Source organism: Rhodococcus sp. NPDC079359, from assembly GCF_040702585.1.
GTDB lineage: Bacteria > Actinomycetota > Actinomycetes > Mycobacteriales > Mycobacteriaceae > Rhodococcoides.
This window is the reverse complement of record NZ_JBFBLH010000002.1, coordinates 363,393-387,860: the sequence shown is the minus strand read 5'-3', so window position 1 is coordinate 387,860 and position 24,468 is coordinate 363,393. Positions and strand designations below refer to the sequence as shown.

Here is a 24,468-nt window from a genome sequence, read left to right as displayed (position 1 = left end):
CCTGTTTTTGAACACGTTCAAGTCCGCGGGAGCCGGTGGTGTGGAGATCGGTACCGAGGACGACAGGTCGCGCCGACCGCTTCGACACCGGTCCGATTTTTGGAACCGCCGCTGACCGTCAGACGTAGGGTCGCTGCTATGAACCGAGAACCCTTTGTGGCGAGTCGTCATGTGGCTCGAGTTATCAGGCGGACACCCGACGAGGTGTACGAGTTCGCCGCGAATCCTGCGAACTTGCCCAAATGGGCAGCAGGACTGGCGAACAGCGCGGTGACCATCGACGGTGATCGGCTTCTCGTCGATTCGCCGATGGGACAGGTGACCGTACGCTTCGTGCCGCACAACGACCTCGGCGTCCTCGATCATGACGTGACACTGCCGTCGGGGATCGTCGTGAACAATCCGGTAAGAGTGCTGAGTCATCCAAATGGCGCGGAGATTCTGTTCACGGTCCGACAAATCGAACTGAGCGACGAAGAATTCGAGCGTGATCTCGGCATGGTGGCCGACGACTTGAAAAGACTCGAGGAGGTGCTGGAAGCTCAGTCCGCTTGATTCAGCGGGTATGCGCCCGACGCCGCCGACCACGTGTTTTGATCAGCGCCGAACCGTCCTAGGTGCGTCTCGTGGATACTGAGTACCGTGGTGCTGAGACGAATGGGAACGTCCCTCATCGGAGGCCGAGGGGCCCAGTGGCTTCGTGAGCTGAACGAGCGACACCCATGGAGTCACAACGACTACTTCCACAGCTGGATTCTGGCGAATCTGCCGGACCGGCGTGGCCGTGCACTCGATATGGGTTGCGGACGGGGTGGCCTGGTGCGAGCCTTGGCTCCTCATTTCGAGCACGTCGTCGGGGCCGATGCCGATCATGAGATGCGCCGAATCGCAGTGGCCACGTCTGGCCACGTCGACAACGTATCGATCACGGATCGTCAACTGGATTCGTGGGCAGACGATTCGATCGATCTCGTGACCATGGTCGCCGTCCTGCATCACCTCGACATCGACGATGCCTTGCGTCAGGTCGGGCGGATTCTTGCGCCGGGCGGCCGCGTGCTCATCGTCGGGCTTTCTCCACCGACCAGCGTGCGAGATCTGCTGTGGGATTCGGTCTCCATCGTGACCAACCCCTTCATCGGATTTCTGCACCACCCGTGGCCGAGTCCGGTGACAGCACCGTCGCCACCGTTCCCGGTCAAGGATCCGGTGCTGAGCTTCGACGACATCGGAGACATGGCCGAAAAGTGGCTACCGGGTAAGAAGATGCGACACCGCCTAGGGTTTCGACACACAATCGAGTGGACGAAGCCTGGCGTGTAGTCACACCCACGGTGCTCGGCGTTCCCACCACGGCAGTGTTCTGGACCGGTCGATCTCGACGGTCACGTCTCGGTACCGCTGATCCAATCGAGCTACAGCGGCGCGTAATTGGTGGGCGTGGCGTCCATGGCGTCGCATGAGTCGCTCCAGTCCATCGCGAGGTCCTTCGCCGCCGAAGTGCCCGTCGCATGCCGGACAGCCAGTCAATCCGGTCGATAGCGGGACCCGATTGTCACGTGCAGACCGACTTTTCCCGCTGACCTGTTTCTCGACGGACTCGACTCGCTGACGCCACTGCGTCAAGTATTGGAGTGCCCAACCATCAGTTCGCGCGGCACGCGGCCTGTGGGTGTTCATCGGACAAACGCGGGCATTGCCCTCTCGTGCAGAATTGTCATCATAAGCGCCATGTCGGAGGCGGGCCGGTGAGTTTTTCGGATTGGTGCAGCGAACGATACCGCAGAATCTATACGTCGAGAAGTGGCAGAGGTCAGGCGGATTTTCCTTGCTTTCGATCCTCCCGTTCACGGATTGCCGTCGGTGAGTACGTGAGTGACAGGAAGAAGCACAATCCGACTACCACTGCGGTAGGAGCGCCTGCGTTCGCGATCTGCCTCGACAGTGCGAAAATTGCGAAGATGGTCGCGCCCGCGGTAGCGGCGCTGAGGATGGCGAATACAACGACTTTGCGGGCTGATCGAGCGGTGAGAGCATGTTCGCCATCGATGACCTTCAATGCCCACGTACCGCCGACATAAGTCGCGCAGCCGACTATTCCGCCCAGAACTGCTCCGATCAGTAGCGCGTACACAACGGTGCCGCCATCGGCGACGACACTGGCTGACCGGAACAGCGACCAGCATGCGTAGACGACCCCACCGACTATCGGCCAACAGACAGCCGATGTGGTCCACGATGGTCTAGCCAAACGAGTCAGCTCCTCTCCGTGAGATCGCCTATGGGCGTCGCTCGGCCGGCTCGATCGATCCACATCGCGACACCTTCGACGAGGTGAGGGGCCATGAATCCACCCTCGTCACCCCACGGCCAGGCTGTGTGGGCTTCGGCGACTTGCAGTTGAACCAGATCTGCCATCGATACCAGCACCCTCTCGACACCGTCGTCCACCTGCGCGCCGGTTCCGTTGCCGCCGAGCCCATCCGGATTTCGCCCCTCCACGGTGACGGCGCTTTCGAGCCACACCGCGCCGCCGTCCGGGTCGTACATGGCCGCCCAATCGATATGTTCGATGCGAGAGCCGTATTGACGCACATGCAGGTCGTGGCCGAGTCGACCGAGCGCGGTCAACCACGGTGCTGGCAACGTGGACGACCCGACCTCGACCCCGTGCTCCGGCGTCCAACTACCGGTCAAAACGCATTCACGGTGCTCGAACAACAGGCGGTGCATCGTCCGAGTATGCCAGCATGTTCCCCCGCTGAAAGGTTGATTCTTTGAAGGCGTAGAACAGTCATGGAGCGGGGAGCGGACGCTGAGGAAAGGACGCGTCGAATGTGGGATCTACACAGCCGGGGCGTGCTTCAGTTGCCGTCGGGCAGCCTCGTTCGTGGACGTGCTTTGCGTGTTCCGATGCTTGACGGTCCGTTGCCGGACTTCGGGATCTACCTGCAGGGCAAGGATCCGGGCGAGTTCGCGTGGGACAGTCGATGGGTTCGTTGGCCCGACTTCCGGCTGCCGTCCGACTCGAATGAGCTCGAGGTCGGACTACGAGAAGTATTGCGCCGCTGTGCAACCGAGAGAGTCGAGATTGCGTGTACCGGCGGTGAGGGGCGAACGGGCACCGCACTGGCCTGCCTGGTTGCGCTGGACGGTTTGCCGGGAAGTGCTGCAATCGACTATGTCCGGAGCAATTACTCGCACCGCGCTATCGAAACGCCCTGGCAGAAGCGCTATGCGAGGACATTCGTGAAACCGAGCTCTCTGCTCTGAGCAGAATCTGCGACCCATCACGGACGGGAGGCCTAGGCTCCGATCATGGGCCAGGTCATACGAATCGATGAGCGTCGAGCAGCGCGCGCGGTAGAACCCCTGTGGCGCGAGGTGGTCGGCAGACGACTACGCGAGCGCAGACACGCCCGCGGAGATACCCTCGCCGACACCGCTGCGCGCGCAGGCATTGCGCCGCAGTACTTGTCGGAGCTCGAACGCGGCCGCAAGGATCCGTCGAGCGAGATCCTCGCGGCCGTCGTCGGCGCATTGGGCACGTCGATGGCCGAAATCTCACGCCTTGCGCATCACGACCTCTCGCGCGGCGATGCGACGTTGATGGCCGCTTGACGCCCCTCGAGAACCTGATCGACGACGCCGTATTCGAGAGCAGCCGGTGCCGTCAACACCAGATCTCGGTCGGTGTCGTGTCGAAGCGTGTCCACGTCGCGTCCGGTGTGTGCCGCCAGAATTGCCTCCATCTCGGCTCGCACTCGGACGACTTCGTCAGCGGCCAGAATGAGGTCCGGGATGGTGCCGCGGCCTTGTGCGGCAGGCTGATGCAACACCACCCGGCTGTGGGTGAGCGCAGAGCGTCGCCCCGGTGCTCCCGCTGCGAGCAGCACAGCGCCTGCCGCGACGGCCTGCCCCACACATGTTGTGGCAATAGGTGATCCGATGAATTGCATCGTGTCGTAGATCGCGAGCATGGCGGCGGTGTCGCCGCCCTCGCAGTTGATGTACATCGAGATTTCCTGGTCGGGGGAATCGGCCTCCAGATGCAAAAGCTGCGCGATCATCGCATTCGCGACCCCTGCGTCGATACCGGTACCGAGATAGACGATGCGCTCACTGAGCAGATGCGAATAGACGTCGACGACGCGTTCGCCCCGCGAATCTCGGGTGATGACATTGGGAATGGTGTACGTGCTCATCGGGCCAACTCCATTCCGAACGACGCCCGTCGCGCGGGCATGACCTGATCGAACGAGTCGACGATCGCGTCGACGAACCCGTATTGGCGGGCTGCTTCCGCGGTGAACCAACGGTCGTGCAGAGAGTCGTCGAAGATCTGCTCGCGTGTCTGCCCGGTGTCGTCGGCAATGAGCCCGAGCACCGTATCTCGGGTATGACGCAGATCGTTGGCCTGTACTTCCACTTCGACGGCCGATCCACCGATCCCGGCCGATCCCTGATGCATCAGTATTCGCGAATGCGGCAGGGCATACCGCTTGCCGCGCGTACCGGAGGACAACAGGAATTGACCGGCGCTGCAGGCCAACCCGAGTGCAAGCGTCGACACGTCGCACGGCACCAGCCGCATCACATCGCGGATGGCGAGCATCGCGGGAACCGATCCGCCGGGGGAGTGAATCCACAGGGCGATGTCGGCCGAGGAGTTGTCGGCGGCCAATGTCAACAAATGGGTGGTGAGGACCGTGCCGTTGTCGTCGTCGAGGGGGCCGTCGAGCACCAGGACTCGATGACGCAGGAGTTGGTTGCGGAGTTCGGGTGGGAACATTCGTGGCGTTTCGCTCATGGTTCGAGTGTGAGTCCCAATTCGATTGCATGCCAATGGTTCTGCTGTAGGCAGCGGGTCTGCTCACAGCTTCGCGGGTGCCGGATGGACAATGGAGAGATGACTGCACTCGAGTTCTCCGAATCCGTCGTCGTCGATGCGTCGGTCGACGACGTGTACGCCGTTGTCTCCGACATCACCCGAACGGGAGAGTGGAGCCCGATCTGCCAGGAGTGCTGGTGGAACGAGGCCGACGGCGGTGGCGTCGGATCGACGTTCACCGGCCGCAACGTGGTGCCGGGTCGCACGTGGGAGACCGTGTCGACGGTCGCCGCAGCCGAACCCGGTCGCGAGTTCGCGTGGGTGGTGGGCGACAACTTCGTTCGCTGGGGCTACACCCTCGAAACCGTCGATGGCGGAACACGACTGACCGAGAACTGGAACTTCCTGCCCGACGGCATTGCCTTCTTCCACAGCAAGTTCGGTGACGACGCGCAGAAGGAAATCGACACTCGTAGCCAGGCGGCACTCGACGGCATCCCTCGCACCCTGGCCGCAATCAAGCGAATCGTGGAAGCAGAAGCCTGATTACTGTCGGCCAGGTGCGCTGGCTGTCCACTGTTCGAGGCCGACGACGGAATCCCGCCTCTCGACGCGAATTGTGGACACTGAGCGCACCTGTGACCGATAGCCTGTCCGCATGGCAGCGACGGCTCTGCGGATGTCCACGGTTCTCGAATCACGAGGCCCGGCAGCGGCCATTGTGCTCACTGACGAGCAGGTCGCGTCCTTCGGTTCCACCAAAACGCCGCCAGTTCGGTTCACGATCGGTGGTCGGACGGTGCGTGGGCGCATCGGCCGAATGGGTGGCGAAAATCTGCTCGGGCTCAACAAGAGCGTTCGCGCCACACTCGGCGTCGAGGCCGGCGACACCGTCGACGTGACCATCGAGCTGGACGACCAACCGCAGGTGATCGAGGTTCCGCCGGAGCTGGCGACAGCCTTGGACGCGGATCCGACTCTCCGAGCAGCGTTCGATGCGCTGGCACCGTCGACGCGAAAGGAACACGCAAGGTCCGTCGCCGACGCGAAACGCGACGACACTCGCGAGCGGCGCGTCACGGCAATCGTCCAGTCCCTCCGGCCCTGAGTGCTGCCGGCCCTGGGACATCGCAAACGCGTGCGCATTCGCCAGGTGCGCGCGATCCCGCTAGCGACCTGGTGACCAATTCGCGAGCGTCTCGCGGACGCGCGCGCGTTTGCGATGGCCGTCGGGGCTCACACCACCGCAGCAGGCGTGCTCGACGCGACGGTCGGCGTCGGGGTGTTCTCCGACGACAGGCGAGTGAGGATCTTGACCGCCGAGGTGATGTCGGACAGTGACCGGGTGAACGGAATGCGCTGACGATCGTCGAAGGCGTACCCCGTTCCGAATCTCAGTCCCGGTGCCAGCAGCAGTCCCTGCGACTGGGCGTCGGCGACGAGATGGCTGGATCGGATGCCGTCGGGTAGGGAACACCACAGTGCCAGACCGCCGTCGGGAACGCGAAAGCGCCAGCCCGGCAGATGATCACGTATCAGTGCGACGGTGTGATCGCGGGCCGTTCTCGACGCCTCCGCACGGACTCGTCGCACCTCGTCGTACTTACCCAACAACTCGACTGCCGCCAGTTGATCGATGATCGAGACCGAAAGTTGGCGTCGCGCATAGGTTGCGGCGACCCTCGCCAACAGGCCGGCTTCGGCGCGAACCCACCCGACCCGCAGCCCGCCCCACACCGTCTTGCTCGTGGACCCGACGGTCACCGTCGCCACGTCCGGAGTGGCGGCTCCGAAGGGCTCGATATCCGGTGAACCGTCGAGAGACAGATCGGCCGCTACCTCGTCGACGATGGTCAGTACGCCGTGGCGGTGCATGGTGGCGGACAGCTGTCGGCGGGTGCTCAGGGGGAGTCGCGCACCCGACGGATTGGAGAAGTCGGGCATGAAGTACGCCAACGTCGGTGCACTCTGCCGCGCGGACCTGTCTGCGGCAGCCACGAACTCGTCGGTGTTGTCGGGATCGATGGGCACCGGGATGCAACGACCGCCGAGGGAGTGGACGAGTTCGACGACACCCGGATACGTCGGGTGCTCCACCAATACGCGGGCCCCGGGCTCGGTGAACGTCGCCAACACAGCGTGGATGGCGTCGGTGGCACCGGAGGTGACGAGGATGTTGTCGGCGGTGGTCGGCACTCCCCGCCCTCGGTAGTACGCGGCGATGGACTCTCGGAGCTCGAACAGACCGGACGGAGCGTACCCGCCCAAGTTGAAACGGTCTCGAATCGTCTCTGCCGCAACACCGTACGCGTCGGACAACAGCGGCGATGCCGACGGGGAGGCGTTGACGAATTCCAGATTTGCAGTCTCTCGGTCGCCGGCCAGTGAACCCCACGACGGCAAAGACCCCGTCGGCGAGACGTAGGTACCCGAACCTCGCTGGGCGCTGATCCACCCACCCTCGCGCAGATGCCGGTACGCCGATGCGACTGTCACCCGACTGACGTCCAAGCTGATCGACAACGCCCGCTCGGCAGGCAGACGCGTCTGCGCCGACACCTCACCGTTCTCGATCAGTCGCCGCAACTCGTCGGCGATCTCGAGGTAGAGCGGACCACCGGATCGGTTTCGCAACGTCGATGGGTCGATCCGTGCGGCCAGGTCCGGGGCCGTGATGGCGGAGGCGTCGAACGAGTCCATGCATGCCACTCTCGCACACTGGACTGCACTATTTGGAGTGAAAGCAGTCCATTGTGGTCATATGATCGCAATTGGAGCTGTATTGGTCCTGTCCATGGTGGGCGCAGGGTGGACTGTGGTCGCTCTGCACGAGGGCGGAAGAAGCGGGCCTGCCGGGCCGCCGCGGAGTCGTGTTCAGTCGGACTGACGCGGCCGTGTCTCAGCAAACGCGCGCGCATTCGTCACACGCGTTCGATTTCGCATCCGATTCGGGCCTAGATCGCGCGCACCTGGCAAACGCGCGCGCATTTGCCAGGTCAGGGGTGCGGGAGCGGGGCGGGGGCGAGATCGGCGTACTGGGCGAGGGCGAGCTGTGGACGTCGAGGTCAGTTGTCGGCGGTGATCGAATCGACGAACGGGGTCAGTAGCAGCGCCAGATCATCGGCTGCTGCAGCGATGTCCTCGGGCGGTTCGGGGATGTAGCTCAGGGCCAATCGGACGATGGCTTTGCTGACCACGTCGGCGTGCCGTGGGCTCGCGCCCACCCATCCGCGCTGGAATGTCTCGGACAGACGCTCACCCGCCCGCTCGATGAGCACTTCGCTGTCGGTGGTGATCAATCGCAGAAGATCTTCCGGTGCGTCGCCGCTGTGCAGCGACCGGACGAGCGGATCAAGGCCGCTCAGCTCGAAGAACGACGAGAAGCCCTGCCGCAGAGCGGCTGACGCGTCATTCTCGTGCTGATACAGAGCCGTTTCGCACATGGCCACGAAGAGGTCCGTCAATCTGATGGCGTACCCCTGCGCGACGCCGCGCCGTGAACCGAACTCGTTGTACAGGCTCTGCCTGCTCAGTCCTGCCGCCTTGGCGATGTGGCTCATCGTGACGTTGCGCCAGTTGCGCTCGTTCAGTAGCTCTCGCAACGCGTCGAGCGCGGTATCGCGCGCGAGAGTGGACGCGGCTTCACGGTATCGACCGGGGGTCGACGTCTGTTCGGCTGCGGGCATGAACACGACTCTATCGAACGACCGCATGAGGTTGATCCAGCCAATCTTCTCCGATGAGTTCCCGATCGATGGGGTCTGCGCTCGCGATGAGGGATCTGATCTGTCGGATGTCCTTGGGGTAGCCGACGCCGATGGCCCCGACGAGCGTGTCCCCGCGCAGCGCACAGGCGGTGAAGCGGCGATCCTCGATGGAGCCGCGAACCACGACGTACTCGTCCTCGGCACCGGTCCATCCCGCGAACTGCAGGTTGAGCCCGTGCTGAGTGGACCAGCCCCACGGCACGTCGAGAGTGCCGACATCGAGACCGAGCATGGACCGTGCCGCCCTGGTCGCCTGATCGACGGCACCGTTCCAGTGCTCACTCCGATAGGTGCCGCCGAGAATCGTGTTGGGAACCTCTGCCACGTCGCCCGCCGCGTAGATGCTGGGCGCGGATGTCCGCATCGCCGCGTCGACCAGGATTCCCGACGCGGTCTCGAGGCCCATGTCCGCGCCGAGCTCGACGTTGGGCACCGAACCGGCCGACACCAGGACGGTGCCGGCCGACCATGAGCGTCCGTCCTGAGCGGCGGCACGGAGGGTGCCGTCGTCCTGCTTGTCGAGGCTCGTCACGGTGACGTCGGTGTGCATCGTTATACCGTTGTCCGCGTGGAGGTCTCGGTACATCTGCGATATCTCCGGCGGAGCGATCCGGCTCAGCGGAGCCGATGCCGCTTCGAGCACCGTCACCTCGGCACCGAGCGACCGGGCTGCTGCCGCCGCCTCACACCCGATCAATCCGCCGCCGATCACCAACAGCGATTTGGTGCGGAGGATGTCGGCATGCAGCGGTGCGACATCGGCGGCGCTGCGAAGCGTGAACACGTGACCCGGGAAATCGAGTTGCCGAGCACGAGAACCCGTTGCCAACAGCACGGCGTCGTACGGGATCGGATCGCCCTCGTCGAGCTCGACGGCCGAGTCGGTGACGGCGACGGCGGTGACGCCCGTGCGGACGTCCACGCCCTCGATGGCTGCACCCAACCGGACCTGATCGACCGACTTGGTGCCCATCAGCAGCTCCTTGGACACCGCCGGACGACGGTAGGTGGACTCCTGCTCGCTCCCGATCAGCGTGATGGAACCCGTGAAACCCTCGGCCCGTAGCACTTTGGCGGCGGTGTACCCGGTGGCACCGGTGCCGACGATCACGACCTCGGCGGGTTGCCCAGTAGTCACCCGCGCTCTACCTCGACCATCTCGAAATCGGCCTTGGCCGCGCCGCAGTCGGGGCACGACCAGTCGTCGGGAATGTCGTCCCAGCGCGTGCCCGGCTCGATGCCGTCCTCGGGCCAGCCCAGTTCCTCGTCGTACTCGAATCCACACTGAACACAGCGGTAGAGCTTCATGCCTGACTCCTGAAGTCGATTTTCTCGCGCACTCCGCAATCGGGGCACGGCCATTCGTCGGGCACGTCCGCCCACGGTGTTCCTGCCGGAAAGCCCTCTCGCGGTGCGCCGTTGGTCTCGTCGTAGACGAACTCGCACACCGGGCACTCGAAGGCGGCCATCACTTCGCTCCGTGCGCGGCGAGGATCTTCTCCCGCTTGGACGGCGCAATGTTGACCTTCGTGATGTCACCGTCGTAGTGGTCGAGAACGCGGTGGTCCATCACCTTTCGCCACACCGGTGGGAAGTAGGCCAGCGAGATCATGCTCGCGTAGCCGCTCGGCAGATTGGGTGCCCCGTCCATGCTGCGCAGAGTCTGGTAGCGGCGGGTGGGATTTGCATGGTGGTCGCTGTGGCGCTGAAGGTGGTACAGGAAGATGTTGGTCACGATGTGATCGGAGTTCCAGCTGTGCTCGGGAGTGCAGCGCTCGTAGCGGCCGTTCTCCTTCTTCTGACGCTGCAGGCCGTAGTGCTCGAGGTAGTTCACCGTCTCCAGCAACGAGAATCCGTAGATGGCCTGAATCACGAGGAACGGCAACACGATCGGACCGAACACCGCGATCAGAACCCCGTACAGGACCACCGACATCAGCCATGCGTTGAGCACGTCGTTCTGAATGCTCCACGTGCTCTTGCCCAGTCGCTCCATGCGGGTCTTCTCCAGCTCCCAGGACGACTTCAGGCTGCCCCACACGCTTCGAGGCAGGAAGGCCCAGAAGCTCTCGCCGAACTTCGAGCTCGCCGGATCCTCGGGAGTGGCGACGCGAACGTGGTGGCCGCGATTGTGCTCGATGTAGAAGTGGCCGTAGAACGTCTGTGCCAGAGTGATTTTCGACAACCAACGCTCGAGGCTGTCCTTCTTGTGGCCGAGCTCGTGTGCGGTGTTGATGCCGACGCCGCCCATCACGCCGATGCTGATGGCCAGGCCGATCTTCGAGATGAGGCCGAGCCCGCCGTCGATGCCGAGCCACGACAGGTTGTTCGCCGACCACAGGTAGCAGGCGAACACCAGGCTGGCGAGTTGGAACGGAATGTAGGCGTAGGTGCAGTAGCGGTAGTACTTGTCCTCCTCCAGCGCCTTCATCACCTCGTCGGGTGGGTTGTCACCGTCGGGACCGAAGAAGCGATCGAGGATCGGGAGCAGTCCGTAGACCAGCAGCGCGCCGATCCACCACCAGACCGGCGACACAGCGGTCCAGCCGAGCTGGTTGAAGGCCCACACCAGGCCGGTGGCCAGGAAGACCGCCGTGGGTGGGATCAAACCCATCAGCCAGAGGTATCGCTTTCGGTCGTGCCACTCGGCGACCGGCGCCTGCGCCTGATCGTCGACATTCGATGCGGTCATCGTCACTCCTCGTGTAAGGCCGATCACTGTGGATTGGACAATACACGGAATTTGTCAGCTCGATGGACAAATTGGCTGATTTGTACAAAAGCACGTCGTGTCGCGGTGAGGGGGCGTCGTTTGTACTCTCAGCCGGAAGCGAAAGGGATCCGCACCCAAAATGAGCCTCGACCACGACCACCCGGACGGTGAACGCCGCAGCTCTCGCGGTCGAACCGGTCGACGCATGCTTGCGGGCTTCGGACTGCTGATCGTCGTGGCGCTCGGTCTCGGTGCGTGGCTCGCATACACCGTCAATGCCGCATACACGTATCTCGATCAGGCCCGCGAGCATGCCCAGGCAGCAAAAGCTGCACTGCTGACCGGGGATACGCAGAAGGCCGAAACTTCCGTGTCCGACGCGGTGCGCACCTCGACCCAGGCGAAGGACGCCACCGATTCGTTGATCTGGACGGCGGCCGCCGCGATTCCGTACGTGGGTCAACCGCTGGACGTCGTCTCGCAGATCACCGACGTCGTCAACGGGCTGAGCGTGGATGTGTTGACACCTTCGGTTGAGGTGGGCACCACCCTCGATCCGAGTCGGCTGCGTGGGCCCGACGGTTCCATCGACATCGCCGCCCTGCGCGACGCCTCGCCTGCGTTGTCTCGGGCGGCGGCTGCAGCGGAGGTACTCGATGCCCAGGCCGAGGCAATCGAGGAACCGACATTCGTCGATCGGGTCGGCGAGGCGCGAACTCGATTGCAGGATCAGACTCACGAGCTGACGTCCCTGTTGACGAACACGAACATCGCGGCGAGGGTGCTTCCGGCGATGCTCGGTGCGGACGGCCCGCGCAATTACTTCCTGGCCTTCCAGACACTGTCGGAATCCCGCGGAACAGGTGGATTGATAGGCGGATTCGGCATCGTGCGCGCCGTGGGCGGGAAGGTCGCGGTCGACTCGCTGGCCAGCAATGCCGAGCTTCGGATTCCGTACGACCCCATCGATCTCGGCCCCGACTTCTTCGACTTCTACGAGAGCCGCTTTGCGCCCACCCAGAACTGGCAGAACAGCAACGTCAGTCCGCACTTTCCGTACGCGGGTCGGATCTGGCAGTCGATGTGGGAGCAGGAAACAGGCGAGCGTCTCGACGGCGCGTTGGCCACCGACCCGGTTGCCCTCGGTTACATCCTCGACGCCGTCGGACCCATCACGATGGGCGACGGCGAAGTGATCGACGGATCCAACGTCGTCCGGATCACGCAGTCCGACGCCTACTTCCGCTTCCAGGACGACAATGCCGCACGTAAGGCCTACCTCCAGGACATCGCCGCCCGGGTGGTCGCGAAGATGCAGGGCAACATCGGATCACCGAGCGCGCTGCTCGAAGCACTCGGCAAGGCCACCAGCGAAGGTCACGTCTCCGTGTGGAGCGCGGACCCGGCACTCCAAGCGATCCTCGGTCCGACCGAGATCGGCCACGAAGTTCCCGACAGCCCCGACCCGTACGCCGCGTTGGTGGTGAACAACGGTGCGGGCGGCAAGCTCGACTACTACCTGCAGCGCAAGGTCACCTACTCCGCGCAGTCCTGCGACGGCCCGACGCGCACCACCCGCGTCGTCGCCGAGATCACCAACAACGCTCCGCTGCAGGACTACACCACCTACATCGCCGGCAGGCAGAACGAATCCACCCGATACGACGGACCTCCGGGAACCAACCGATCGGTGGTGGCTCTGTACGCAACTCAAGGCGCAACGTTGACCGACGCCACGATCAACGGAACTCCACTGTTTCTGCTGACCGCTGCCGAGCGGGGCCACCCGGTGTTCTACGTGCCGGTCGTCATCGAACCGGGACAGACCACGACCATCGAGTACAACCTCGTCGAACCGACAGTCGCCGGCGAAGCGCACGCACCGGTTCAGCCGCAATCGGCGCCGGCACCGACGGAAGTGGACTTCCCGGACTGCTCGTGATCGCCGGTAGGGCAGAATCCCCGGCGTGCGAAGAACTCGACTGTGGATCGCCGGGGCACTCGGGGTGGCTCTGGTCGCCGCGCTCGTGGCAGGACCACTGAAGAAGCCGGCGCTGACGGTCCGCAACGCACACTGCTTCGGGTGGAGCGTCAACGACACCGGCCCACGATTGGTGACGCTGGGCGACTCGATGGCGCAAGGCAATTCACGCGTCGACTGGGGGATTCACGGCAACACGTCGTGGTACTCGTATCTCGTGTGCGGAGACGATGCTCGCGCAGCCGACGGTGGCAATCTGGGAATCAACGGCGCGACGACGACGCAGATCCTCGCCCGAACCGACGACGCACTGGCAGCGAACCCGGACATCCTCGTCGTCAACGGCGGCACGAACGACCTGGCCCGGTCGGTTCCGCTACCCCGGATCATCGACAACCTACGCACGATCCTGGACCGGGCACGCGACGTCGACACGGTCGTGATCGCCACGGTGCCGTCGTCCCGCAAGGTCAGCGCCGACGACCTCAACGACGAAATTCGAGCCCTGGCTGCCGAGCGCGGCATACCCGTCGCCGAATTCGCGCCGCTGCTCGACCGGCCCGGAGCCACCTTCGACGGGGTGCACCCCACCGCGAGTACGGCTGCAGCCATGGCGGCAGCGGTGGTTGCGGCAGTCGGCCGAGCGCTGCCGCGGACGTGAGCGTTCAGAAGCGTGCTGCAAGCGCGGGATTCCGCCGATGAGAGTCGGTACTGAACGCTGAGTTGCGGGCTGCCTGTGGATAACCCCGAACTATCCACAGGTTTCGAAAACAGCACTGGCGCAGGCGTCGTCGATCGTTCACCGTATCGGCATGGGGGTACACACAGCGGTCGACCTGATGGCTCGGGGGATGAGCCGCAGCACCATCTCTCGCAGAACTGCGTCCGGGCAGCTGATTCGAGTGCTGCCCGGAATCTACGCGACGAACAAACCCGAGTACATCGACCTGTGCACAGCGGTTGTTCTGTGGAAGCCCGGCGCTGTGCTCAGTCATCTGACCGCTGCGTGGGTGTGGGGGTTGATCGACGAGGAGCCGACGCAGGTCACGGCGACAGTGCCGCCCTCGACCCGGCAGCACGCGCCGGAGTGGGTGAAGATCCATCGACGACGCGTCCCCGAGGCGGACCGGTGCCGAGGTCTTCCGGTGGTGACGTTGGCCCAGGTGTTCGTCGACGTGGCGGCCACCCTGACGGGTGAGGAGTTGGAGCGGTTCTTCGACACGGCAATCGCGCGGCCGGCTCTGCGACGTCGAATCGCGACCGAATGCGAACGATCTCGAGGGATGCACGGCATGAAGGCAGTACGGAGACAACTGCGTCTGTGCTGCCTCGGCACCCGATCCGAGGCCGAGCGAGTAGTGGCTCGGGCACTGTCCGCTCGACAGTTCTTCATGGAGATCAATGCGCGGGTAGGTCCGTATTTCGGCGACCTCGTGGACTTCCGGGCACGGGTGATCGTCGAAATCGACGGACGCGAGTTCCATACGTCGAGCCGAGTGTTCGACGGCGATCGTCGACGCCAGAACCGGCTGGTACTTCAGGGGTGGCTGGTTCTGCGCTACTCCGCTGTACAGGCGTTGGGGGAGACGCGACGCGTGGTCGACGAGATCATCGAGGTGGTCCGGCGTCGTCGACGTTCGATCGATGCAGTCGGCCGAGCGCTGCCGCGGACGTGAGCGTTCAGAACCGTGCGCCGAACGCGGGATTCCGCCGCTGAGCGTCGGTAGTGAACGCTGAGGTGCGTGATCAGAGGCGGCCCTGGTGGATCGCAACAACGACGAGGGCGATCACAGCAATCGTGAGGATTGCTAAGAGCGCCAAATGAATTGGATCAGTGGAACCTGGCGGTCGAACCCCGTTCGAACCCCTTTTCTGGAGCATGTCACAGACTGTAGGTCACTTTATCGGATTGTGCACAGTAAGAGTGGTACAACCGAAAACCACTCCTCCGCGAGCTCGCACATATGTTCGATAGCGAGTAGTGTCGAGTACGGCGGAGCTGGGAGGGAAGCCCGGCTCCGCCGCCCGATCCATGCCCCGCAGGCAAGTTCTCGAGTTCGCAGACCGGGTGATTCGTCTGTGGTTGACTTGGCCCTCCAGGTCGGGATACCAGGAAAGCTCTGCAAGGTGAACGGTCTTCGTCAGTGGTGGTCGCTTCCCGTCGACTACGGGTGGAACGTTGCATATGCGCGTTCGCAACGAGGATTGGACATCACCAGGGTTCTCATCGGAATCCTGTGTTGGCTCTACGCCGGTGCCGCGGCGATCGCTCTGAGCATTCCGGGATTCGCCGACAGCAGCCTCGCGCGCTGGCCCCTGTGGTTCACCGTCGTCACGACGGTCCCGGTGGGGTTGATCTGGTTGATCGGCGGCTGGCCGAGCTGGCGCGTGTCGATCGCGTTCGTGCTGTACGCCGACATCGTGCTCGCGGCTGTCCTGCTCACCACCGATGGACCGTCCGCGGTACTGCCCATCGCAGCCCTGTTCACGGTCATGGGCGCTTATGTCGCGGGGTTTCACGGTCCCAAGCTGTTCGCGTTCCATCACGGCTTCGCATTCGTCACCGCCGTCACCCTCTACGTCTCGGCAATGGTGAACGACCCGGCGGAGCGTCTACAGACCAGTCTCTACTTCGTCATGCTGATCCTGGTGATGTTCGCGGGACCGTTGATCGGGCATTCCTTCCTCATGCTGTTGCGCCGGGACGCCACCGGCGCGTTCTACGATCCGCTCACCGGCCTGCGCAACCGTCGGGGATTCGATGCGGCGATCGGCAACCTGGAATCTCGATCCGGTGCGAACATGTCGCTGGTCGCCGTGGTCGTCGACATCGACAACTTCAAGGCGGTCAACGACAGATACGGCCACGAGCACGGAGACGCGGTCATCCGGACCACCGCGAATCGCATCCTCGAGGTCTTCCCGGCACCGGCAGTCACGGTTCGGCTGGGCGGCGAAGAATTCGCGGCCGTGTGTGTCGACGGCCTCGATGCGGTGGTCGAACAATCCGAGCGATTACGAAATCGTCTGTGCGACGGGACCGACCGAGCACCGTTGACCGCGTCGTTGGGCATTGCCCGTGCCGTGGTCGAGATGGGGGACATCGAGTCCGCTGTCAACGAACTGCTGGGCCGCGCCGACGAGGCGATGTATCACGCGAAGAGGCTCGGCGGCGACCGCGTCGCCCTCTACGGAGGCGATTCGCTGTCGAGCCGTGACGTGGACGAATTGCAGTGACGACGCCGAGCCGAGGTCCGTGTCGGAACCCGGCTCGACGCCGTCGATCGTGCTGTGAACGAACTGCTACGCCACCTCGGCCGCGAGCGCGGACTGCGTTCCGACGTCGAACACCGGGTTGGTCAGGTGCACATCGAGGCTGTTTCCTGGGCCTGCGATGATGCCGTTGAGCACCGAGGTGAACGCGCCGCAATTCTGGAACTGCGGAATGGTGTAGGTGCCCTTCACGTGGGCATCGGCCTGATTGTTCTGGATCAGATCGATCGCGTCGAGCGAACCGGTGAGTTCGGCCGTGGTCTCCGCGGTGACGCAGTTGCTACCCGCGGGAATGAGATCGACCGACGCCGACCCCGCGGACCCGGTGTCGATACCCAGAGGCTTGACCGAGTCGATACGAATCTTGAAGCTCTGCTGGACGGCGAGATCCAACGTGGGTGCCTCCGCGGGACCGCCCTGGGTGAGGGTGCCCGACACCGGCGTCGGATCGACGATCGAAATGGTGAAGTTCGCCAACGTTGCAGGGCCGAGTTTCAAGTCGGCCGACGCCTGCGGCAGTGCGAGCGTGCCGGTTACCGTCCCGCCGACCAGGTCGACGTCCGTGACGAGGTCGGTGGTGGGGAAGACGACCGGCTGACCGGTCTTGGCGATGATCGTCGTCGTGTCTGCCTGGAACGTGATGGGAAGCGTGTCGGCAGCGTTGGCCGGGGCGGCCACCATCGTCGCCAATGCGACGGACGAGGCCAGTGCCGCCATTGTGACGACAGTCTTGTTGCGGATTTTCACGTGCTCTCCTTCGAGGAAATAGATTGTGGTGGAACGTAATCGGAGGATGTCGATCAGGACAGAGTGAAGGCCGGGTTCGGCTGGACCGACAGGCTGTCGACCGTGCAGTTGCCGGACATGGGCTGGTCGGTCGAGGTGAGGGTGTTGGTCATGTTGTCGAACGAACCGGCGAGGGTGGCCGGGCCGCAGTTGTATCCGACGAGTGAGAAGGCCACGTTGGAGACCTCACCGGTGGTGGCACTGGTGGGAGTCAGAGTCCACGGCAGGTCCTTCAGCTGCGGCAGGCCGCACAGGCGGTTGGAACCGCTGATCTTCGCGTCGGTGATCGATGCAGAGGAGCCGTCGGCGCTGGTGCTGCCGGAGAGTGTGATGGAACAGCTCACGGGAACGCCGAACGAGGCGGGCGTGCTCACGACGATCGTGCCGGGTGCGGTGAAGGCGGTTCCGGCCGGAGAGATGGTGGCGGCACCGGCATCGGCGGCACCGACTGTCGCCCCGGTGATGGCAACGGCGGCGAGTACGGCGGCGAGTGTACGAGAGCGGGTCGGCGGGTTGAGCGTCATCGATCGATCCTCCATGTCCAGGACGACTCCGGGAGCCCACGCGGGCGGCCGGTGGTACCGGTGCTCCGGCAACCGGGATGGACGTTAGGTCGGCGAACCATATGTCGGAATTGCTTCGATTCAAGTCTGTGAGTATTCACAATACGGTCGGTATGTTTGTTGTTCGCCGTGGTAACAAAATTAGGCTCCGGTTCCGAAAGTCCACTCCGTCATGGGTTTTCGGCCCGATTTCGAGCCCTGAGGGTTCCGAGCCGCGCGGTCGACTCTGGGAAAGTTCCGTTACCTGAGCGTTATACAAAGTTATCCAAACGAGATAGTTGTGGTGTCTGTCGTGACACCTCCGTCGTCCACTATGGAACCAGCGAGAAGAAACTACGGAATTCAGGTTTGAAGATCAGCCAACCCCCACGTGACGGGGGTCGTTTTTTCGTGTCAAACTGTGGTGTGACGTTCGCGCTGGCCGAAGCAGGATCTGCAGTCGACACGGACACGGGAGAGCTGACGGTGCAACCGTATTTCGCCCCGGTCTGTCGGCTGGACAACGGCGCGCTCGCAGCGATCGAAGTTCAATTGCGAGGCCCCAAGAACGGCCCGCTCGCCTCCGCCGACGCGCTCAAGCGCGCAGCCAGAGCAATGGACGCCAAGCGGGAACTCGACGCCCTCGCGTGGGGAGTGGCTCGGATCAACCAGTCGGTGCGGTTGCCGATGCTCGTCTCCATGGACGTCGACTCCCTTGCTGCACTCGATTCCGCCACCGAGGAACAGTTGCGCCGCGACATCGTGGTCGTCACCGAGGCGGCACTCGTCGACAGTCCGGCCCGCACCCTCGCTGCGATCGACAAGGCCAGGCGTGACGGCAAAGTGGTGGCCGTAGACGACGTCGGTCGTCGGCCGCAGTCGATGACCCTGCTGCCGCTCATCGAACCCGATGTGATCATCCTCGCCGGATCGATGGTCTCCCGGCGTCCCGATCTCGCCACCGCACGTACCGCTCATGCCGTCTCGGCTCAGGTGGAACGAACCGGCGCGGTGGTGGTGGCCAGCGGAGTCGACACTGCTTTGCACCGCACTCGCGCACTCGGACTCGGAGCGACCTACGGGGTGGGTGAGCTGTATCCGGCGGCCGAGACCACCGAGGAGCTCCCCGCGGACGCCGCGGAGGTGATGCCGCCGTTCCCGACCTGGAGCACGCCAGCTGTCGCCGCCGAGTCGCCGTACGCCATCGCGTCCGCAGGAAAGACGGCCACCCGCAGCACCAAGCGTCTACTGGTGGCGATGAGTACGTCTCTCGAGATGCAGGCTGCGGCCGCAGGGCCGGAAACGTTGGTGCTTGGTACTTTTCAGCGAGCAGAGCACTTCACCTCGACCACCCGTGCGCGTTGGGTCTCGATGGCCGAGCAGATCTCGTACGCCGGCGTGTACGGCGTTGGCATGGGCTACGTACAAGAGGGCGGCATCATGCATGCGCCCCTCGACCCGACGGATCCGCTCGTGGAGGAGTGGAACGTGGTGGTGTTGGGTCCGCACTTCTGTGGAGTGCTCGCAGCGATCGATCTGCACCGCGGGGAAATCGACGCCGATCGTGAGTTCGATTACGTGATGTCGTACGACCGCGCCACAGTAGTTCGTTGTGCGCGTGCGATTCTCGCGCGTTTCTGACACAACGACGACCGCGTTGCTGGACGGGATGTTTCGGGCAGCCATGGCAGGGCATACGGCACAGCAGGTAATGAAGTAGTCCGGACTGCAGCATTGCTCAGGCCCCGTGCGTTGAAAAAGCAGCGTACGGGGCTGCCTGAACAGTTACCGCGCGGACGAAGCCTTGTCCACCAACTCCTGCGCGATGTCGCGAAGCTTTCGGTTGGTGCCCTGCGATCGGTCGACGAGCAGCGCGAACGCCGCATCGGCGGTAATGCGATGTATTGCCATCAACATTCCCTTGGCCTGTTCGATCGGTGCTCGTTGCGAGAGTGCCCGTTGAACACCGTCCGGCAGCCCGAAGTCGGTTGCGTTCGCTGCGGTCATGGAGACATTGTTGCGCGACTTGCTCCGACGCAGGTCAGGCCTGAGAAGACACGCCGAAGACCCGTCGAACAGAGCTGTCCACGTTACCGATTTCGTAGTGTTCCGTGATCGCGGTGTTACAGAACCTCGGCGCTGTCAGGCGGCGGGATTGGACAGCGGCCGTCCGATCAGGAACTCGAGTGTGCGGTAGGCGTCGGTCCGCCGTCCGTTACTCGCATTGTCGTGATACGCGGCACCGGCGACGACCACGCCGACCGGAATACGGCCGGATTCGATATCGCTCGCCGTCTGCTCGGCGCAGTTGCGCAACACCGGGCAGTCGGCGCACAAGCGCCATGCCTTCTCTGCGCGTTTGCGTCCGTGCCGAGGAAGTTGTTGCGAGTCGTAGGCATCCATGTCTTCGATGCACGCACCCTTGAGGCGCCAGACCTGGTCATCCGTCATCGTCATGATCCGTTTCGCGTCGTGCCGATCGTTCCAGGACCCATGTTCCCCGTCACGCGGAACTCGAAACACCCAAATGCCTTGCGCCGCCGCAGGCCCGCAGGGTCAGACAGGACGACGAGCGGCGACCCGCGACGCTGCGGCCGCCGCCGCGATGGTCACCAGTGCGCCGAGCACGATGGCAGGGCCTTCACCGGGAGCCAGGACGCCGCTCTGCGCGCCCAATGTCACCGCCGAGACCGGAACACCCAGCTGGGCTGCCGCGAGTATCCCGAGTCGGGTGGGCTGGCCTGTCAGGCGCATCGCGCCGTGCACCGCGATGGCACCGAAGCCCAAGACGAACCCCAGCACGATCATGTTCGGGTGACCGGCGAGGGCACGTAGATCGAGGGATGCACCGAGCCAGACGAAATACAGTGGTCCCAGGAATCCTTCGGTGATGGCGAACAGTTGTTTGGCAAGGCGACGCGGTTCTCCGATGGCGGCAATCGCCAGGCCGAAACCGAAGCCGGCCAGCATCACCGAGGCGTGGGTGTGGGCGGCCAGGGCCGCGAGGCCGAAGAGCAGAACCAGGTTGAGTCGCAGTTCGAGCGCGAGTTTGCGCTGGGCAGACACCCGATGCACGCGGCGGCGCAATCCCGAGATGTCGAAGTGCCGCAGGACGACGAAGATCACCGCGGCAGCGAGCAGAACCGTCGCAGATCCGAATGCGGCCGGACCGGCCCGCTGTGGATCGATCACGAGGGGCAGCGCGACGATGCAGACGGCATCGGCGAGCGCGATCTGCGGCAGGAGGGCCATCAGGCCCGGTGCGGTCATCGTGGTGGACTCGACGATCGGCATGATGACAGCGGCCGAGGACGACGCCATCAACACCGCGTACAGACCGAGATGAGGCGGATCGAAGGCTGCCGAAACGCCCCAACCGAGCGCGGTTGCGAGCAGCCCGACGGCCACCGCCCGCGCAGCGCCGACCCCGAGACCGATGCGCAGTCGCGGATCGCGAATCGGAACCTGACTGCCGGCCACGAACATGACGAGCGCAAAGCCCACCTGCGCCAGGAAGCTCAGCGTCTGCTCGCTCGGGTCGACAACGCCGAAGCCTGTGTAGCCGAGTGCAATTCCGGCGACGAGTTCTCCGATGACGACGGGTATCCGAAGCCCGCGTGGAAGCGCCAGCAGTGGGCCGAACAATCCCACCGCGGCACACAGGGCGAGCGTCTCGAAGGTCATGCGCCCGCGCCGGTGTCAGGCAGAGTTCAGCGTCGGGCGTCGACTCGACGGCAGCGCCGATGCAACGAGATCACGAGGATGCAGCGCCCCCTGCTCGGTCATCATCACCCGCATCCGATACTCGACCACACGCAATTGCGCAGCCAACGGGCTACGCATCAGCGCGAACTCGTAGTCCGTACCGGCGGAGCGAAATTCGGTGTCGAGATCGGTCATGTCATCGTCTCCTCGAACGTGGGTGATTCGTGTCGACGAGTTCAAGGACGACAGCCTCGAGCGTACGACGGCACACGCGGCGTGCAGTCGGCACAAAGGCTCTCTTTTCGAGGACACTCGGCCCTTCTCGTGGTGACCGGCCGCGTCGCCGAAGTTCACATCACGATGACTGCGGCGCCCGCGAACCGGCCGTGCCGCAGATCGCGCAGGGCATCCGGTACTCGCGAAAACGGGTACTCCGTGGTCTGCACCGTCAGGTGGATTCGAGCGCACACCTCGAGGAATGCCCGTGCATTCTCCCTGGTGTTCGCTTCGACACTGCGCACACGCTTTTCGTGGAACAGGTGCCGCTGGTAATCGAGGGCAGGGATATCGGTCATGTGGATACCGGCCAGGACGACGGTTCCGCCCGGCGCGAGTGCCTCGAGCGCTGCGGGGACGATCCCACCGATGGGAGCGAACACGATCGCTGCATCCAGTTGCTGCGGCGGGGCGGCGTAGGTGTCCTGCGCCGAATCGAGACCGAGGGACAGAGCGAACTCGCGCGCAACAGGATCCCTGGTCATCACATGCACCGTGGCACCGGCCGAGCGGGCGAGCTGCGCGACGATATGGGCGCTGCCGCCGAATCCGTAGAGGCCGAGTACGCCGTGTTCGGGGAGCTCGGCAAGCAGCAACGCTCGGTAACCGATGATTCCCGCGCACAACAGGGGCGCGAGCTCGGCAGTGCCGTATCCGTCCGGCAGAGTGAGAGCGTAGTCAACGGGGACAACCGCCCACTGCGCGAAGCCTCCGTCGTGATCCCAACCGGTGTAACGGGATTCGGCGCACAGATTCTCCTTTCCAGCGGTGCAGAACGAGCAGGTCCCACACGTGTGCCGAAGCCACGGAACCCCAACTCGATCTCCGATGCGAAAGGCAGTGCCGCACTCCTCGCCGAGGGCGGCAACTACCCCGACTATCTCGTGTCCGGGGACGACGTGAGGTTCGTGTACCGGAAGATCGCCCTCGACGACGTGTAGATCCGTCCGGCACACCCCGCAGGCCTGCACAGCGATCAACAATTCTCCCGATGTGGGGACGGGACGAGGTTCGTCGCACAGATGCAGCGGAGAGTCGTCGACGGAGCCAGGAACGCTGGTGCGCCAGAGCTTTCCGCGTTCTTCCGTATCGGCGATCGAAGAGTTCATGAGGTGAACACCGCGGCGAGCGAGTCGGCAATCGTTCCGGAGGTGTCGATCACGGTTGCACTCGGCCACGGGCACCGGGTACCGGCCATGGCGTCGTACACGGCCTGCGACGCGTCCGAAGCGCCGCGTGGACGGGTCGCAATACGTTCGAGGGCAATGTGTTCGGGCGTTCGGCATTCGAGTTCGACAAGATCGCTGTGGGTACCGGCGGCCAGTTCGAGCGCTTGCTCGCGGGACTTCTCGTCGTTCCACGAGGCGTCGATGACGACCGAACGGCCCATCCCTACCTGCTCGCGCGCTCGGTGCATCAATTCGGCATAGGTGGATGCTGTCTTCTCGGGGGTGTACAGCCCGTATCCGACTGCCGACGGATGCGGAGACCGTGGATCGAGCCCCGCGCTCTCCTTGCGCACCACATCGCTCGACAACACCACCGCCCCGGTACGTTCCGCGAGTGCGGCCGCCACCGTGCTCTTGCCGGTGCCGGGCAGGCCTCCCACCAACGTGATGGTGATGGAGGACGACGCCAGGTGGTCCAGCGCGAGTCGCATGTGGGCGAGCGCGTCGGTCTGCGAGGCCGGATGACCCTGATGAAAGCGAAGGCAGGCGACTTTGGCGCGAACCGTTGCGCGGTAGGCGATGTAGTGATCGATCAGAGAGCAGGGAGGATTGTCCTCGGTCGCCTCGAGGTACGACGCCACGAAGCGTCGAGCCGCGTCGGGGCGTCCCTGGAATTCGAGATCCATTGCCAGGCAGGCGACGTCGTCGATTCCGTCGAGGAAGCGGAGTCGGTCGTCGAAATCGAGACAGTCCAGTATTCGTGGGCCGTCCGGTAGGCAGAAGATGTCGTCCGAGAGAAGGTCCCCGTGTCCGTCGACTATGCGGCCCCGCGAGATCCGATGATCGAACAGGGCCGCACGACCGGCGACGTAACGCAGTGATCGGTACTCGAGCTCGTCGACGAGTGCGGTGTCGAGGACGCCGAGCGCGAGTGTGTGCAGTTCTCGAATGTTGTTGCGCCATCGCTCGTTCAGAGCGCTCTGTCGTCCCTCGTCGTCGATGCGGGTACTTCGGGGACTGTTCCGATGGGCGATCGCGACAGTCTGCGCGACGAGGTCGACGACGGTGCCGATATCGTCGCCTGCCGCAGCGCGGGTGGACAACCGGGTTGAATCGGGGAGACGTCGCATCTTCAACAGTGGTTCGGCGGGCCCGCCGCCCGGATCGGTGAGCTCGGCGATACCGATATATACATCGGGCGCGAATCGAGAATTGAGTACGAACTCGCGGTCGCATGCGGTCCATCGGGAATCGACGGTACGGAAGTCGAGGAAGTCCGTCTCGATCGGCTTCTTCATCTTGTAGGCGACATCACCGAGTAGAAACACGTAAGCGCTGTGCGTTTCGTGGACCTCTGCGGTGCCGACGACCGCCGGGCCTGTTCGGTCGCAATCAACTACTGCAGGCATGGAACATCCTTCGATG

Annotated in this window: 28 protein-coding genes and 1 pseudogene; 11 read left to right on the top strand and 18 right to left on the bottom strand. The window is 64.0% G+C overall.

Going from position 1 to position 24,468, the window contains the following annotated elements; translation table 11 throughout:
• The first annotated feature begins 234 nt into the window (after positions 1-234).
• Positions 235-555: an SRPBCC family protein gene (locus tag AB0362_RS06515; protein ID WP_366235205.1), complete on the top strand. Its 321-nt coding sequence runs from the start codon at positions 235-237 to the stop codon at positions 553-555.
• Positions 556-657: 102 nt separating this feature from the next.
• Positions 658-1,323 (top strand): class I SAM-dependent methyltransferase, encoded by a 666-nt coding sequence (locus AB0362_RS06510; RefSeq protein ID WP_366235204.1) that lies wholly within the window; start codon positions 658-660, stop codon positions 1,321-1,323.
• Between the two features lie 490 nt (positions 1,324-1,813).
• Here the strand turns inward: AB0362_RS06510 and AB0362_RS06505 are convergent, their stop codons facing one another.
• Together AB0362_RS06505 and AB0362_RS06500 are read right to left on the bottom strand one after the other, a co-directional pair.
• Positions 1,814-2,251: a hypothetical protein gene (locus AB0362_RS06505; protein ID WP_366235203.1), complete on the bottom strand. Its 438-nt coding sequence runs from the start codon at positions 2,249-2,251 to the stop codon at positions 1,814-1,816.
• A 5-nt stretch (positions 2,252-2,256) separates the two neighbouring features.
• Positions 2,257-2,733, bottom strand: coding sequence for a hypothetical protein (locus tag AB0362_RS06500; RefSeq protein ID WP_366235202.1), 477 nt, complete (start codon positions 2,731-2,733; stop codon positions 2,257-2,259).
• A 102-nt stretch (positions 2,734-2,835) separates the two neighbouring features.
• Between AB0362_RS06500 and AB0362_RS06495 the strand changes: the two genes are divergently transcribed.
• Positions 2,836-3,273, top strand: a complete 438-nt coding sequence (locus AB0362_RS06495; RefSeq protein ID WP_366235201.1) for a protein-tyrosine phosphatase family protein — start codon at positions 2,836-2,838, stop codon at positions 3,271-3,273.
• 45 nt (positions 3,274-3,318) lie between these two features.
• Positions 3,319-3,621, top strand: a complete 303-nt coding sequence (locus AB0362_RS06490) for a helix-turn-helix transcriptional regulator (protein WP_255183123.1) — start codon at positions 3,319-3,321, stop codon at positions 3,619-3,621.
• Here the strand turns inward: AB0362_RS06490 and AB0362_RS06485 are convergent.
• Together AB0362_RS06485 and AB0362_RS06480 are read right to left on the bottom strand one after the other, a co-directional pair.
• Positions 3,579-4,205 (bottom strand): ATP-dependent Clp protease proteolytic subunit, encoded by a 627-nt coding sequence (locus AB0362_RS06485; RefSeq protein ID WP_094640729.1) that lies wholly within the window; start codon positions 4,203-4,205, stop codon positions 3,579-3,581. The genes AB0362_RS06490 and AB0362_RS06485 overlap by 43 nt on opposite strands.
• On the bottom strand, positions 4,202-4,810 hold the full coding sequence (locus tag AB0362_RS06480; protein ID WP_300523730.1) for a ClpP family protease: 609 nt from the start codon (positions 4,808-4,810) through the stop codon (positions 4,202-4,204). Before AB0362_RS06480 ends, AB0362_RS06485 begins: the two co-directional genes overlap by 4 nt.
• A 99-nt stretch (positions 4,811-4,909) precedes the next feature.
• Between AB0362_RS06480 and AB0362_RS06475 the strand changes: the two genes are divergently transcribed.
• A complete protein-coding gene (locus AB0362_RS06475; RefSeq protein WP_366235200.1) occupies positions 4,910-5,377 on the top strand; it encodes an SRPBCC family protein in 468 nt (155 codons plus the stop codon).
• Positions 5,378-5,489: 112 nt separating this feature from the next.
• Entirely contained in the window at positions 5,490-5,939 is a 450-nt protein-coding gene (locus AB0362_RS06470; protein ID WP_366235199.1) for a YdeI/OmpD-associated family protein, read from the top strand.
• A 128-nt stretch (positions 5,940-6,067) separates the two neighbouring features.
• On the opposite strand, the gene AB0362_RS06465 is transcribed toward AB0362_RS06470, so the two are convergent.
• From AB0362_RS06465 to AB0362_RS06440, 6 genes are all read right to left on the bottom strand, one after another.
• The gene (locus tag AB0362_RS06465; protein WP_366235198.1) at positions 6,068-7,531 is read right to left on the bottom strand and encodes a PLP-dependent aminotransferase family protein; all 1,464 of its coding nucleotides are present in this window, start codon (positions 7,529-7,531) and stop codon (positions 6,068-6,070) included.
• Between the two features lie 365 nt (positions 7,532-7,896).
• Positions 7,897-8,517: a TetR family transcriptional regulator gene (locus AB0362_RS06460; RefSeq protein ID WP_269595050.1), complete on the bottom strand. Its 621-nt coding sequence runs from the start codon at positions 8,515-8,517 to the stop codon at positions 7,897-7,899.
• A 10-nt stretch (positions 8,518-8,527) separates the two neighbouring features.
• Positions 8,528-9,736 (bottom strand): FAD-dependent oxidoreductase, encoded by a 1,209-nt coding sequence (locus AB0362_RS06455; RefSeq protein ID WP_366235197.1) that lies wholly within the window; start codon positions 9,734-9,736, stop codon positions 8,528-8,530.
• The gene (locus tag AB0362_RS06450) at positions 9,733-9,906 is read right to left on the bottom strand and encodes a rubredoxin (RefSeq protein ID WP_027495558.1); all 174 of its coding nucleotides are present in this window, start codon (positions 9,904-9,906) and stop codon (positions 9,733-9,735) included. The genes AB0362_RS06455 and AB0362_RS06450 overlap by 4 nt, the downstream gene beginning before the upstream one ends.
• A complete protein-coding gene (locus AB0362_RS06445; protein ID WP_366235196.1) occupies positions 9,903-10,067 on the bottom strand; it encodes a rubredoxin in 165 nt (54 codons plus the stop codon). The genes AB0362_RS06450 and AB0362_RS06445 overlap by 4 nt, the downstream gene beginning before the upstream one ends.
• On the bottom strand, positions 10,067-11,290 hold the full coding sequence (locus AB0362_RS06440; RefSeq protein ID WP_366235195.1) for an alkane 1-monooxygenase: 1,224 nt from the start codon (positions 11,288-11,290) through the stop codon (positions 10,067-10,069). Before AB0362_RS06440 ends, AB0362_RS06445 begins: the two co-directional genes overlap by 1 nt.
• A gap of 160 nt (positions 11,291-11,450) precedes the next feature.
• Between AB0362_RS06440 and AB0362_RS06435 the strand changes: the two genes are divergently transcribed.
• From AB0362_RS06435 to AB0362_RS06420, 4 genes are all read left to right on the top strand, one after another.
• Positions 11,451-13,253: a DUF4012 domain-containing protein gene (locus AB0362_RS06435; protein ID WP_366235194.1), complete on the top strand. Its 1,803-nt coding sequence runs from the start codon at positions 11,451-11,453 to the stop codon at positions 13,251-13,253.
• Positions 13,254-13,278: 25 nt separating this feature from the next.
• Positions 13,279-13,953 carry a GDSL-type esterase/lipase family protein gene (locus tag AB0362_RS06430; protein WP_366235193.1) on the top strand — a complete coding sequence of 225 codons (675 nt, stop codon included), beginning with the start codon at positions 13,279-13,281 and terminating at the stop codon, positions 13,951-13,953.
• A 151-nt stretch (positions 13,954-14,104) separates the two neighbouring features.
• Positions 14,105-14,968 carry a DUF559 domain-containing protein gene (locus AB0362_RS06425; RefSeq protein ID WP_366235192.1) on the top strand — a complete coding sequence of 288 codons (864 nt, stop codon included), beginning with the start codon at positions 14,105-14,107 and terminating at the stop codon, positions 14,966-14,968.
• A 451-nt stretch (positions 14,969-15,419) separates the two neighbouring features.
• Positions 15,420-16,529, top strand: coding sequence for a GGDEF domain-containing protein (locus tag AB0362_RS06420; protein WP_366235191.1), 1,110 nt, complete (start codon positions 15,420-15,422; stop codon positions 16,527-16,529).
• A 66-nt stretch (positions 16,530-16,595) separates the two neighbouring features.
• Here the strand turns inward: AB0362_RS06420 and AB0362_RS06415 are convergent, their stop codons facing one another.
• Entirely contained in the window at positions 16,596-17,312 is a 717-nt protein-coding gene (locus AB0362_RS06415; RefSeq protein ID WP_366235190.1) for a hypothetical protein, read from the bottom strand.
• A 53-nt stretch (positions 17,313-17,365) separates the two neighbouring features.
• Entirely contained in the window at positions 17,366-17,875 is a 510-nt protein-coding gene (praA, locus tag AB0362_RS06410) for an alkane oxidation protein activator PraA (protein ID WP_366235189.1), read from the bottom strand.
• A 444-nt stretch (positions 17,876-18,319) separates the two neighbouring features.
• On the opposite strand from praA, the gene AB0362_RS06405 reads away from it, so the two are divergent.
• Positions 18,320-19,534, top strand: a complete 1,215-nt coding sequence (locus tag AB0362_RS06405) for an EAL domain-containing protein (protein ID WP_366235188.1) — start codon at positions 18,320-18,322, stop codon at positions 19,532-19,534.
• Positions 19,535-19,678: 144 nt separating this feature from the next.
• On the opposite strand, the pseudogene AB0362_RS06400 reads toward AB0362_RS06405, so the two are convergent.
• The 6 genes and pseudogenes from AB0362_RS06400 to AB0362_RS06375 all read right to left on the bottom strand — a co-directional run.
• A pseudogene (locus AB0362_RS06400) lies at positions 19,679-19,864 on the bottom strand (ANTAR domain-containing protein); the annotation flags it as partial.
• A 171-nt stretch (positions 19,865-20,035) separates the two neighbouring features.
• Complete coding sequence (locus AB0362_RS06395; protein WP_366235187.1) at positions 20,036-20,344, bottom strand: WhiB family transcriptional regulator; 309 nt, start codon at positions 20,342-20,344, stop codon at positions 20,036-20,038.
• A 105-nt stretch (positions 20,345-20,449) separates the two neighbouring features.
• Entirely contained in the window at positions 20,450-21,577 is a 1,128-nt protein-coding gene (locus AB0362_RS06390; protein WP_366235186.1) for a cation:proton antiporter, read from the bottom strand.
• 15 nt (positions 21,578-21,592) lie between these two features.
• Positions 21,593-21,793, bottom strand: coding sequence for a hypothetical protein (locus AB0362_RS06385; protein ID WP_068055050.1), 201 nt, complete (start codon positions 21,791-21,793; stop codon positions 21,593-21,595).
• Positions 21,794-21,948: 155 nt separating this feature from the next.
• Positions 21,949-22,983 carry a zinc-binding alcohol dehydrogenase family protein gene (locus tag AB0362_RS06380; protein ID WP_366235185.1) on the bottom strand — a complete coding sequence of 345 codons (1,035 nt, stop codon included), beginning with the start codon at positions 22,981-22,983 and terminating at the stop codon, positions 21,949-21,951.
• Positions 22,980-24,452: an AAA family ATPase gene (locus AB0362_RS06375; RefSeq protein ID WP_366235184.1), complete on the bottom strand. Its 1,473-nt coding sequence runs from the start codon at positions 24,450-24,452 to the stop codon at positions 22,980-22,982. The genes AB0362_RS06380 and AB0362_RS06375 overlap by 4 nt, the downstream gene beginning before the upstream one ends.
• Between the last annotated feature and the right edge of the window lie 16 nt (positions 24,453-24,468).

Bases quoted from the DNA above. Each gene is read 5' to 3' on its own strand.
- AB0362_RS06510 (WP_366235204.1), top strand. From the start codon at position 658: ATGGGAACGTCCCTCATCGGAGGCCGAGGGGCCCAGTGGCTTCGTGAG.
- AB0362_RS06500 (WP_366235202.1), bottom strand. From the start codon at position 2,733: ATGCACCGCCTGTTGTTCGAGCACCGTGAATGCGTTTTGACCGGTAGT.
- AB0362_RS06495 (WP_366235201.1), top strand. From the start codon at position 2,836: ATGTGGGATCTACACAGCCGGGGCGTGCTTCAGTTGCCGTCGGGCAGC.
- AB0362_RS06490 (WP_255183123.1), top strand. From the start codon at position 3,319: ATGGGCCAGGTCATACGAATCGATGAGCGTCGAGCAGCGCGCGCGGTA.
- AB0362_RS06485 (WP_094640729.1), bottom strand. From the start codon at position 4,205: ATGAGCACGTACACCATTCCCAATGTCATCACCCGAGATTCGCGGGGC.
- AB0362_RS06480 (WP_300523730.1), bottom strand. From the start codon at position 4,810: ATGAGCGAAACGCCACGAATGTTCCCACCCGAACTCCGCAACCAACTC.
- AB0362_RS06475 (WP_366235200.1), top strand. From the start codon at position 4,910: ATGACTGCACTCGAGTTCTCCGAATCCGTCGTCGTCGATGCGTCGGTC.
- AB0362_RS06470 (WP_366235199.1), top strand. From the start codon at position 5,490: ATGGCAGCGACGGCTCTGCGGATGTCCACGGTTCTCGAATCACGAGGC.
- AB0362_RS06465 (WP_366235198.1), bottom strand. From the start codon at position 7,531: ATGGACTCGTTCGACGCCTCCGCCATCACGGCCCCGGACCTGGCCGCA.
- AB0362_RS06460 (WP_269595050.1), bottom strand. From the start codon at position 8,517: ATGCCCGCAGCCGAACAGACGTCGACCCCCGGTCGATACCGTGAAGCC.
- AB0362_RS06450 (WP_027495558.1), bottom strand. From the start codon at position 9,906: ATGAAGCTCTACCGCTGTGTTCAGTGTGGATTCGAGTACGACGAGGAA.
- AB0362_RS06445 (WP_366235196.1), bottom strand. From the start codon at position 10,067: ATGGCCGCCTTCGAGTGCCCGGTGTGCGAGTTCGTCTACGACGAGACC.
- AB0362_RS06440 (WP_366235195.1), bottom strand. From the start codon at position 11,290: ATGACCGCATCGAATGTCGACGATCAGGCGCAGGCGCCGGTCGCCGAG.
- AB0362_RS06435 (WP_366235194.1), top strand. From the start codon at position 11,451: ATGAGCCTCGACCACGACCACCCGGACGGTGAACGCCGCAGCTCTCGC.
- AB0362_RS06425 (WP_366235192.1), top strand. From the start codon at position 14,105: ATGGGGGTACACACAGCGGTCGACCTGATGGCTCGGGGGATGAGCCGC.
- praA (WP_366235189.1), bottom strand. From the start codon at position 17,875: ATGACGCTCAACCCGCCGACCCGCTCTCGTACACTCGCCGCCGTACTC.
- AB0362_RS06395 (WP_366235187.1), bottom strand. From the start codon at position 20,344: ATGACGGATGACCAGGTCTGGCGCCTCAAGGGTGCGTGCATCGAAGAC.
- AB0362_RS06390 (WP_366235186.1), bottom strand. From the start codon at position 21,577: ATGACCTTCGAGACGCTCGCCCTGTGTGCCGCGGTGGGATTGTTCGGC.
- AB0362_RS06385 (WP_068055050.1), bottom strand. From the start codon at position 21,793: ATGACCGATCTCGACACCGAATTTCGCTCCGCCGGTACGGACTACGAG.
- AB0362_RS06380 (WP_366235185.1), bottom strand. From the start codon at position 22,983: ATGAACTCTTCGATCGCCGATACGGAAGAACGCGGAAAGCTCTGGCGC.
- AB0362_RS06375 (WP_366235184.1), bottom strand. From the start codon at position 24,452: ATGCCTGCAGTAGTTGATTGCGACCGAACAGGCCCGGCGGTCGTCGGC.